Here is a 10,716-nt window from a genome sequence, read left to right as displayed (position 1 = left end):
CCTGGAATGTTGCCCCTGGCTATAATTATGAAAAACAGGAGGACAATCGAATGAAAACAACCGATGCATTTTATATGAACTTTTCAGGTACAAATTATCAAGTAGGTGAGCAGCTTGCAGCATGGGTCTCCACACTGCCGGAAATAATAAACAAGCTATTGCTCCCACCTGACACCTTTCCACAAGATAAGCTTCTTGAAATCATGAATTTATTTAATCAATATTGCCCAGGTGTCAATGAAGAAATCGAGGGGTTTGCCGACAAACTGGGGATTGCGCCGGGACAGGTGTTGTTTTATGCAATGAGCTATCTTGAACGTGGCTGCAGTCTTATGGCTTCATTGCCTGAGATAAATGAGGATGGTCATACCCTTATGGCTTGTACGTTTGACTTTAATGATGAAATGGAAGATTTATGTCTTACCTCAACCCGGGTCAATGGCAGGTACGCCCATACAAGTACATTAGGTAATATTTTTGGGCGTACAAATGGCATGAATGAGCATGGTTTGGCAGTCTGCCAGTCTTCAAACGGGATGCCAGTAGGAAATTTTGAGGGAGGATTGAAGGCGGCTGTTTCCGGCCTAACCTTCTGGTCAATTATTCGCAGTCTTTTGGAAAATTGCAAAAATATTGAACAGGCGCTTGTAAGCCTTAAAGAGATGCCTATTGGTTATAATCTGAATCTGCTATTAGCAGATTCAACTGGAAAAATCGCACTTTTTGAATGCTTGAATGGAAGCAAGTCTTCTAAGACAGTGACTGCGGCGGACAAGGATGCTTACATATGCGCTACAAACCACACTGTGTTGCCGGAGTTGATATCACAAGAGAAAGTCCGTCTTGAGAATTCGGTACATCGGTACAGCCTCATTCAGAGTACTTTTTCGGGGAATGAAAAAATGACAAAAGAAAAGATTAGAACACTGCTTACAAAAAACTATCCGGATGGTTTATGCTGTCATTACTATCAAGGTTTTTTCGGTCTGCTTCATGCTGTTATTTTTGATATTGAGGACAGAACGGTAGAAATTGTCTTTGGCTCTCCGCAAAATAACCCTTGGAGGAAATTCCAAATAAATCAGTTTTGTGAGAACCGTGTTTTTCATTCTGTTTTGCCTTATGAAGAAGTTCCGGAAGGCTTCTATACTATGATTAACCTGTAACGATTGGAGAGGAGGTGCCGCCGTGGAGTATTTTGAGCAAATAGAGCATGCTCTGGAATTTATTGAGCAGAATCTCAAAAATGAGATTACAGCTCCTGATGTCGCAGGCGCAGCGGCTTATTCCTATTTCCATTTTCATCGGGTGTTTGAAACGGCAGTGGGTGAAACTGTCGGTGGGTATATCCGCTCACGCCGTTTATCCAAAGCCGCAGAGGAGCTATTGTATACTGACAAACGCATCATAGAGATTGCTCTCTCTTTTAGATTCGAGTCTCACGAAGCATTCAGCCGTGCTTTTAAAAAGCTCTACAAGGTAACACCTATGCAGTATCGCATAAACAAAATAGACACCATTATAGGACGAAAAGCAGCATTAGGCTCTGACGCTCTTTTACACCGCCAGGGAGTGTCGTTGCAACCCGAAATTGTAATGGTTCCCGATATGCACCTTGTAGGCACACGTTTTCCAGTGAGTATTGAAGAGAATAGCAGTATAGAAATGTGGCCTGTTTTCAATAACCGTATACATGAAATTAGAAATCGGGTTCAAAACTCAGCGCGGTATTGCATCTATGAAGCACATGAAAAATGTGATTATGATTCTTTCGATGCCCAGGCTGCAACTACCGCCTTTATTGGTGTAGCAGCAACACCACATGCTTCTATACCAGATGGAATGGTGCTGAAAAAATTTCGAGGAGGCAAGTATGCACATTTCATCCATACCGGTACAACCGCTTCGCTCCTGTATACTTACCAATATATATGGGGTTCCTGGATACCGTATAATAAAATTGAACTCGCAGTGAGAGATGATATAGAATGCTTCACTGAAAGATTTAAAGGTGCTGTGGATGAAACTTCTGAAACAGATATATATATTCCGATTAAATAAGCAGCGGTGAAGTTGTTTCCACATATATGCGGATTTGTGGTATCATTATGCGTTATGACTTTTCAGAGTTTTAATCGCCACATGATATCCAAATATATGTATTGTAAATGAAGGAGACAACATGACTTTTAATGATTTGAAGCTTAACCCAGCGATCCTCAAGGCGCTCAGCCAGGAAAATTATACATCACCGACCCCGATTCAGGAGGAAGCCATACCCGCAGCCCTGGCCGGCAGGGACGTGCTTGGCTGCGCGCAGACCGGAACAGGCAAAACGGCCGCTTTTTCGCTGCCCATTATTCAGCTCCTGAGCCAGCAGCCTTCCGTAACCGGCGGGAAACGCCGCATTCGTTCGCTGATTCTCACGCCGACAAGAGAGCTGGCTCTGCAAATTCTGGAAAACATCCAAGCCTACACCAAGTTCACTAATATCCGTTCGGCGGCTATTGTCGGCGGTGTATCGCAAAAACCGCAAGAGCGGGCTTTAAGCCAGGGTGTGGATATTCTGATTGCGACTCCGGGCCGCCTGATCGACCTGATCAGCCAGAAGCATGCCGATCTGCAGTATGTGCAGATTCTTGTGCTGGATGAAGCGGACCGCATGCTGGACATGGGCTTCATTCATGATGTGAAGCGGATCATCGCCAAGATGCCAAGCAAAAAACAAACGTTATTCTTCTCGGCTACGATGCCGACAGAGATTTCAAATCTGGTCAAAACCCTGCTGGTCAATCCGGTGAAGATCGAGATTACCCCTGTCTCCTCAACGGTGGACAGAATCGAGCAATCCATCTATTTGCTGGAGAACGGTAACAAGCAGAAGCAATTGAACCGTCTGCTGCAGGACAAATCCATTGCCTCCGCACTGGTCTTCACCCGCACCAAACGCGGTGCAGACCGGGTAGCCCGCGATCTGGGCAAAATCAATATTACCGCTCAGGCGATTCACGGCAACAAATCACAGAATGAGCGGCAAAATGCGCTGCGTAACTTCAAAAGCGGTGCTACCCGCGTGCTCGTTGCTACGGATATCGCCGCCAGAGGGATTGATATTGACGAGCTGTCGCATGTTATCAACTTCAACCTGCCGAACATTCCGGAAACGTATGTTCACCGTATCGGCCGTACCGGCCGTGCCGGAATGAGCGGAGTCGCTATTTCCCTATGCGAAGCGGAAGAGCTTCCGTACCTCAAGGATATCCAGAAGCTGATCGGCAAGACGATCCCGGAGGTCAAGGACCATCCGTACCCGATGGCGCAGAGCGCTCTGGCGCTGCTGAACGAACGCCCGGCTAAGGCGCCAGCGAAGCCGGTCAAAGCAAAAACCCATCCGGCGCGCAAGCCGAAGCAGGAGTGGTTCACGCAGGGCAACCGTCCGGGAGGCGGCTCCGGCGGAAGCAAGAGCGGCAGCGCAGGCAGCAGACCGGGCGGTGATCCGGCCCGCAAGACAGGAGCCGGCGCAAGAGCCGGAAGTGCCGCCGTCAGCGGAGCGGGTGGAGCCGCTTCTAGTGGTAGAACAAGCGGAGGGAACGGTAGTGGAGCAACTGCAAGCAGCCGAACGGGCGGCAATGGCGGCAGAACTGGCGAGAGAGCAGCCAGCCGTGCCGGTAGCCATCCGGGCAAAGGACAAGGCAGCGTTTCAGGCGGCCGTCCGGGCAACCGGCCTGCCGCCAAGGCCGTCAGACCGCAATAAAAAGAAGCCTCCCGGTCATTTCACATGGGAGGCTTCTTTCTGATAAATAGGGCGCCTAAGGATTACCCGGCGAGATAAGCCCCGAGTTCCTCGCGCAGTCCGGAGCTAATCGAGGTCATCGGCAGGCGGAGCGTATCCGAGGCAATCTCTCCATAGGCGCTCAGCAGCCATTTAATCGGAGCTGGATTGGACTCCTTGAAGAGCAGCTTCATCAGCGGCACAAGCTCGTTGAACGCTGTGGTGGCTTCCTCAAGCTGTCCGGCTTTGAATTGCTCGTAGATGCTGAGGAACCTTGCGGTATGCACGTTAGCCGAGGCCAGCATGCCTCCGGCGGCTCCGCAGCCCAGCATATTCAGGAACTGCAGATCATCGCCGCACAGCACCGGCTTCGAGCCGAGGCGGGACAGCTCAGAGACGAGCAGCGGAGAGCCGGAGCAGTCTTTGAGTCCCACAACGTTGTTCATGTCAAGAATGGTGCGTGCCGTATCGACGGTCATGCCGACTCCGGCGCGTCCCGGAATGTCGTAGGCCATAACCGGGATTCCGACCTCTGCGGCTTTGCGGAAATGCTCGATAATTCCTTGCTGCGAAGGGCGGCTGTAATAAGGAACAACCACCAATACAGCGTCTGCGCCCGAATTGGCAGCAAGCTCTGTGCGGGCCACAGTGGAAGCCGTATCGTTAGTGCCGGTGCCGATGACCAGCGGAATGTCGCTGGATTTCAATAATTCCCGTGAAGCGTTCACGAGTGTCTGCAATTCCTGTATGTTGACTGTCGGCGATTCTCCTGTTGTTCCATTAACGACCAGACCATGAATATTGTTCTTGATGATGTTGTTCACATAACGCTGATACGATTCGAGATCAATTTCGCCAGCTTCTGTAAACGGGGTTACCACGGGAACATAGATTCCATAAATCTGTTCTTCTGTTAACATGAATATCGTCCTCCAACAATGTAAAATCCTTTTATCTTACTGTAGCATGGAATATTTCATCGGTGTTAGCTATAATAAGTGATATGGGTTATCAAAAATATTGATGTCAGGGTGAGGATATGGACTTAACATATATGCGCACCTTTCGTGAGGTTGCGAAGCGGCAGAGCTTTACGCGTGCGGCGGAAGAGCTGGGCTATGCGCAGTCCAGCGTAACGATGCAGATCCAGAAGATCGAGAAGGAATACGGGGTTCCGCTCATGGAGCGGCATGGACGCGCACTCCGTCTGACCCCTCCCGGTGAAGAGCTGCTCAAGCTGTTCGTGGAGATTCTCGACTTATATGACCGTTCAAAAGAAACAATTGCCCAGCAGATCGGCGGAACCTTGACGATTGGGACGATTGATTCGCTGGCGGCCTTTTATTTACCTCCCTTCTTGCAGCAGCTGCGGACAACGTTTCCCGGGCTGAATATCCATCTGCAGACCGAGCAGGAGGCCAATCTGATCACCAAGATCAGGGACGGTGAGGTGGACATCGGCCTGATGCTTGACCGCAGCACGACAGATTCACAACTGGAGCGTATGATCATCAGGGATGAGCCGCTGGTGCTTGTGGCACCGGAGAGCCATCCGCTGGCCAAGCTGGACCGTGTGACGCTGCAGGACCTGAACAACTGCGAGCTGATCGTATCCGAGGAGAGCTGCATCTACCGCAGTATGTTCGAGAATCTGCTGCGGGAGCACGGGATTATTTTCCGTATAGGCTTTGAACTGTCCAACCTGGAGGCGATCAAGCGCTGTGTGCGGAATGGGCTGGGCATTGCCCTGCTTCCGAGAATCGTAGCCGAAGAAGAGATTGAGCGCGGCAATTTGGCGGAGCTGTCTTTTGGACACCCGGAGATTCATTTCGATCTGCAGCTCTTGATCCACCCGAAGAAATGGAAATCACTGCCGCTGCAGTCGCTGATTCAAACGCTGCTGGCGGACGCGAAGGCTAAGGCTGAAGCGCTGTAAAGTGCGGCCTGCATGAAAGTAATGGAGGAGTACAATGAAAATACTGGAGCTTCCTATTGATTTTATTTTTAATGGTCAACAAAATTATATCTATCCTAGCCTGATCGTATCTAATAATGAATTGACCTTGGTTGACACGGGCTATACCAATTTTTTACCTCTGATTGAAGCTGAGATTGTGAAAAACGGATATGACATGAACAATTTGAAAAATATCATTATTACCCACTACGATGATGACCATATCGGTTCCTTATACGAGTTCAAGGAAAAGTACCCTCTGGTTACTATTATTGCGAGCGAAGTGGAAGCGGAATTTATCAGTGGTGAAGCGAAAGCCGAGAGATTAGCTCAAGCCGAAGCAATGCTGGACAATATGCCTGAGGAACAAAAAGAATTCGGAAATTGGTTCATACAGCAATTGAACGCTTTAAGACATGTTTCAGTCGATACAACCGTCCGTGATGGCGAATGGATTTTGCACAATTCATGTAAAATCATTGCAACGCCAGGGCATACGTCAGGTCATATTTCGTTATATTTTCCTGAATTGGACAGTGTCATTACAGGAGATGCGGCAGTTAGAGAGGCGAATGAACTAGTTATTGCAAATCCGCAATTTTGTCTGGACAGGGGGAGCGCAGAGCACTCTTTGAACATTTTAAAAAATCTTCAGGCTAAACATTATTATTGCTACCATGGCGGAAAATTAACAATATAAGGCGGGGAGAGGAAAGAAGAACAAGAGGTTGTCGCTGCTAGGAGCGCACTTGTTCTTCTTTTTCTAAAGTTAAATATCTGTAGCTATTACAGGCACACATATTTCGCACAAATGATTGTTAATCATTTTCACATAGTATCTTTCCACAATAGGCTTGCCTGTGTCCATTTGATAGCCGCTGCTCTGGATAGCCGGGAAAATTTCAGTCCATGCTTGTTGAATGGCTTCAGCTGTATGTGTGATTGTGAAGCTAACATAATTCCCGCCGGCAAATTCTCCTTTACCCACTGAAGCATCCACTTTATAATCCTTTGAAATGACAATACATACATCGTATCTGCAGTTTTCAGGAGGTGTGGTTGCAGGATTATCTTGCGGAATTCCGAATAGAATGGCTGACTCAGTAAGCAGATTGTTCTCCCTGGCCCATTTTTTTAGCTTTTCCATAGCTTGTGCATTGGCCGGGCCATATGGACCAACCTGCCGCACATAGGCAATGCGATAATTTGGAAGAGTTTCGAGCTTCATGTTCATAGTTTTATTTTCCTTTCTTTAACAATACTCACTGCATTTCGAATACTAACATGATATAAAAATAGATTCATTCTTTTTTTTAAAAAAAAGGTGCTTTGCTCAGTAGACGGGGATTCCATCAAAAAAAGCCTTTGGAACAAATCCAAGGGCTTCTTCATTTCCTTCTTTTGACTACCGCTCATATTTAATTAAGGTTTAGCCAAGAAAGCGAATGGATTCCTTCGTTTTTCTTGCAAAAGCGATCGGATTGTCAATGGATTCCCAGTGAATGTACATCAAACGCGGTTTTTCGTTCAGCCAGTGATTATGGAGTGCAGTTACTTTGATGCCGTGTTTTTGCAGATTTCGGATCAGACGATTCGCCTGATTTTGAAAGAGAGCCGTTTCACCCAGACAAAGAGCGCGGCCCGACGGGTCCAGGGATTCGAACGAAAAGAGCTGATACCGCACTAAAGGCGACGTCGTTTTTCTCCCTAAAATAGTTGCGTTGAGCTGCCTTGCCCGGCTGACAAAGCATACAGGTCCCGGATCAATCTCATGTTCGCCGCCAAGAATTCTTGAGAACTGGTCACAGAGCCTTTTGAACTGTGGTGTTACTTTAATCTGAGCCATAAGGCACCTCCTTATAGTTACGGTGATATCTTATGGGATCACACCCAAAATGATTGTATAAATGCCTATTGCAATTCGCTCAATACGTCCTCAAGGTGCAGCAATATATTGACATCAAAAACGTTAATATGGTATATAAAAGGAAGTGTTAGCACTCATTAGAGTGGAGTGCTAATCATCCGGAAATGACCAGAAGTTATTTTTGAAAGGAGATTTATTTATTCATGGCCAAAAAAGAGTTTAAAGCCGAATCGAAAAGATTGCTGGAAATGATGATTAACTCCATTTATACGCAGCGTGAGATTTTTCTGCGGGAACTGATTTCGAATGCAAGCGATGCCATTGACAAAATTTATTACAAAGCACTCGCCGATGATGCGCTGGTGTTCAATAAAGAGGATTATTTCATTAAAGTGACCGCCGACAAGGAGAGCCGCGCACTGACGATTTCCGATACGGGGATCGGGATGACTCAGGAGGAGCTGGAGAACAATCTGGGGATTATCGCGAACAGCGGCTCGTTTGCTTTTAAGAAGGATAATGAAGCGAAGGACGGACACAATATCATCGGGCAGTTCGGGGTCGGCTTTTATTCCGCGTTTATGGTGGCAGACGATGTGACGGTAGTCAGCAAGGCGCTGGGCAGCGACCAGGCTTTTAAATGGGAATCCCAGGGCGCGGACGGCTACACCATTGAACAGACAGAGAAGGACAGCGTGGGTACCGAAATTACGCTGAAGATCAAGCCTAACACTGAAGAAGACAACTACGACGAATTTCTGGAAGAATACCGCCTGAGATCCATCATCAAGAAATATTCCGATTTCATCCGCTTCCCGATCAAGATGGACATCACCGGCAGCAAGCCGAAGGAAGGCAGCGAAGGCGAGTTCGAGGAAACGAAGGAAGAGCAAACCATCAACAGCATGGTGCCGATCTGGCGCAAGAACAAAAATGAGCTGACCGAAGAGGACTACAATAACTTTTACGCTGAGAAACGTTATGGCTTCGACAAGCCGCTGAAGCATATCCACGTCAGTGCCGACGGTGCAGTGGTCTACAACGCGATCCTGTTCATTCCAGAGAACACACCGTTCGACTATTACACCAAGGAATATGAAAAAGGCCTGGAGCTGTACTCCAACGGCGTGCTGATCATGAACAAATGCGGCGACCTGCTGCCGGATTATTTCAGCTTTGTCAAAGGGATGGTCGATTCCGAGGATCTGTCGCTGAACATCTCCCGCGAGCTGCTGCAGCATGACCGCCAGCTTACGTTGATTGCCAAGAACATCAAAAGCAAGATCAAGAGCCAGCTCCTGAGCCTGCTGAAGGATGAGAGAGAGAAATATGAGAAGTTCTACACTTCTTTTGGCAGACAACTGAAGTTCGGGGTTTACAATGACTACGGCATGGAAAAAGAAACCCTTCAAGACCTGCTGATGTTCTACTCCTCCAAGGAGAAGAAACAGGTGACGCTGGCTGAATACGTGGAAAGAATGCCGGAAGACCAGAAGTATATCTACTATGCTTCCGGGGAATCGGTAGAACGGATTGAGAAGCTGCCGCAGACTGAATTGGTATCGGACAAGGGCTATGAAATGCTCTATTTCACCGACGATATTGACGAATTTGCGATCAAGATGATCATGTCCTACAAGGAAAAAGAATTCAAAAACGTATCCAGCGGCGATCTGGGCATTGAAGAGAATGCCGAGGACAAGCCATCGGAAGCGGAAGAAAATGAGAACAAGGAATTGTTCGAAGCCATGAAGGGTTTCCTCTCCGGCAAAGTGAAGGACGTCAAGGCCTCCAAACGCCTAAAGTCCCATCCGGTCTGCCTCTCCACGGAAGGTGAGCTGACGATTGAGATGGAGAAAATCCTCAAAGCGATGCCTAACGGCCAGGAAGTGCAGGCGGACAAGGTGCTGGAAATCAACATTCACCATGATGTATTCAAATCCCTGAAGGCTGCCGCCGAAGGCGATAAGGAGAAGTTGGGCCTGTACACGAATCTGCTCTACAACCAGGCGCTGTTGATCGAAGGTCTTCAGGTGAGTGATCCAGTGCAGTTCACTAACGATATTTGCAAAATCATGATCTAATCCGCGGCGGCTGCGCCCCGTATTAGTAAGTTAACCCGCTTCCGGTGCTGACCGGGGCGGGTTTTTTGCGCTCTACTTCTGAAAGTTCTCGATAAACTTCTCAGCCAGGGAGGACAGGTATTTGTCCTTCATCCAGACCGCAGCGACACGGGTATTCAGCGAATCGCTGACAATTTCTTTGAAAATCAGGCTGCTGTTGTTGGCGAGGGTGAAGGCGGATCTTGGGATGATGCCGATGCCCAGGCCGGCGTTGGCCCAGAGCAGAGTGGTGCGGGCGTCGTCGTTCATGCAGAACACCAGCGGATCGAAGCCGTTCTCAAGGCAGGTCTCGCGGATCAACTGCTCGAAGCGGCGGTAGATGATAAGCGGTCTGTTCCTCAGTTCCCCGATATCAATTGCCGGCTCTCCGCCGGTCCAGTCATAATCAGGCGTCATGACGGCAATCATAGGTTCAGACGCAGTGTAGACACACTCCAGGCCACTACTACTGAACGGGGTCCGCACGATGCCGACTTCGACAATGCCTTTGTTCAGCAGGTCGAGGATCCGGTAGGTATTGCCTTCATGAATCTCAAATTTAACCCCGGAGTAGACCTGGTGGAACTCAAGCAGCCGTTCCTGGAGCAGCGTTGCCGCAGAAGAGGAGACGGTGCCGATGGAGAGCGTGCCATATATGCCTTTGACAAAATCCTTAAGCTCCCGGGTGGTGGAATCGGTCAGGTCCAGAATTTGCTGTGCCCGTTCCCGCAGGATCATCCCGGCCTCCGTCAACTGTATGCTGCGCGGCCCGCGTTCCACAAGCTTGACTCCCAGCTCTTCCTCCAGCAGCTTGAGCTGCTGGCTGAGCGGGGGCTGAGCCATTTGCAGTTTTCTTGCTGCTGATGTAATTTGTCCTTCCTCGGCAATAGCCAGGAAGTATTTAAGCTGGCGTATATCCATAAGCTAACCTCCGGTTTGTGATTGGTTTATATATGAAAAACATATCGCATGGATACGAAACCAATATTATTAATATGTAAGCAGGTATGACATAATC

The 10,716-nt window shown here is 48.4% G+C and carries 10 protein-coding genes; 6 read left to right on the top strand and 4 right to left on the bottom strand.

Annotation, left to right across the window (positions count from 1 at the left end):
- The first annotated feature begins 50 nt into the window (after window positions 1–50).
- The 3 genes from ACX1DY_RS02270 (at window position 51) to ACX1DY_RS02260 (ending at window position 3,754) form a co-directional block, all read left to right on the top strand.
- Window positions 51–1,166 (top strand): C45 family autoproteolytic acyltransferase/hydolase, encoded by a 1,116-nt coding sequence (locus ACX1DY_RS02270; protein WP_458962573.1) that lies wholly within the window; start codon window positions 51–53, stop codon window positions 1,164–1,166.
- Window positions 1,167–1,188: 22 nt separating this feature from the next.
- Window positions 1,189–2,061, top strand: coding sequence for a helix-turn-helix domain-containing protein (locus tag ACX1DY_RS02265; RefSeq protein WP_458962572.1), 873 nt, complete (start codon window positions 1,189–1,191; stop codon window positions 2,059–2,061).
- A 121-nt stretch (window positions 2,062–2,182) separates the two neighbouring features.
- Entirely contained in the window at window positions 2,183–3,754 is a 1,572-nt protein-coding gene (locus ACX1DY_RS02260) for a DEAD/DEAH box helicase (protein WP_458962571.1), read from the top strand.
- 62 nt (window positions 3,755–3,816) lie between these two features.
- On the opposite strand, the gene dapA is transcribed toward ACX1DY_RS02260, so the two are convergent.
- The gene (dapA, locus tag ACX1DY_RS02255; protein ID WP_458962570.1) at window positions 3,817–4,692 is read right to left on the bottom strand and encodes a 4-hydroxy-tetrahydrodipicolinate synthase; all 876 of its coding nucleotides are present in this window, start codon (window positions 4,690–4,692) and stop codon (window positions 3,817–3,819) included.
- Window positions 4,693–4,811: 119 nt separating this feature from the next.
- Here dapA and ACX1DY_RS02250 point away from each other — a divergent pair, with 119 nt between their 5' ends.
- Window positions 4,812–5,708, top strand: coding sequence for a LysR family transcriptional regulator (locus ACX1DY_RS02250; RefSeq protein ID WP_458962569.1), 897 nt, complete (start codon window positions 4,812–4,814; stop codon window positions 5,706–5,708).
- A 34-nt stretch (window positions 5,709–5,742) separates the two neighbouring features.
- Complete coding sequence (locus ACX1DY_RS02245; protein WP_458962568.1) at window positions 5,743–6,429, top strand: MBL fold metallo-hydrolase; 687 nt, start codon at window positions 5,743–5,745, stop codon at window positions 6,427–6,429.
- A gap of 69 nt (window positions 6,430–6,498) precedes the next feature.
- Here the strand turns inward: ACX1DY_RS02245 and ACX1DY_RS02240 are convergent, their stop codons facing one another.
- Together ACX1DY_RS02240 and ACX1DY_RS02235 are read right to left on the bottom strand one after the other, a co-directional pair.
- The gene (locus tag ACX1DY_RS02240) at window positions 6,499–6,963 is read right to left on the bottom strand and encodes an AraC family transcriptional regulator (protein ID WP_458962567.1); all 465 of its coding nucleotides are present in this window, start codon (window positions 6,961–6,963) and stop codon (window positions 6,499–6,501) included.
- A 195-nt stretch (window positions 6,964–7,158) separates the two neighbouring features.
- Window positions 7,159–7,575 carry a DUF1259 domain-containing protein gene (locus ACX1DY_RS02235; protein WP_458962566.1) on the bottom strand — a complete coding sequence of 139 codons (417 nt, stop codon included), beginning with the start codon at window positions 7,573–7,575 and terminating at the stop codon, window positions 7,159–7,161.
- A 224-nt stretch (window positions 7,576–7,799) separates the two neighbouring features.
- Here ACX1DY_RS02235 and htpG point away from each other — a divergent pair, with 224 nt between their 5' ends.
- Window positions 7,800–9,680: a molecular chaperone HtpG gene (htpG, locus tag ACX1DY_RS02230; RefSeq protein WP_458962565.1), complete on the top strand. Its 1,881-nt coding sequence runs from the start codon at window positions 7,800–7,802 to the stop codon at window positions 9,678–9,680.
- Window positions 9,681–9,752: 72 nt separating this feature from the next.
- Here htpG and ACX1DY_RS02225 read toward each other — a convergent pair whose 3' ends face one another.
- On the bottom strand, window positions 9,753–10,619 hold the full coding sequence (locus ACX1DY_RS02225; protein ID WP_458962564.1) for a LysR family transcriptional regulator: 867 nt from the start codon (window positions 10,617–10,619) through the stop codon (window positions 9,753–9,755).
- Between the last annotated feature and the right edge of the window lie 97 nt (window positions 10,620–10,716).

It is taken from the genome of Paenibacillus sp. BAC0078 (assembly GCF_054483875.1).
Note: the sequence above shows the minus strand (reverse complement) of the source record. Positions and strands in the feature narration are given on the sequence as shown.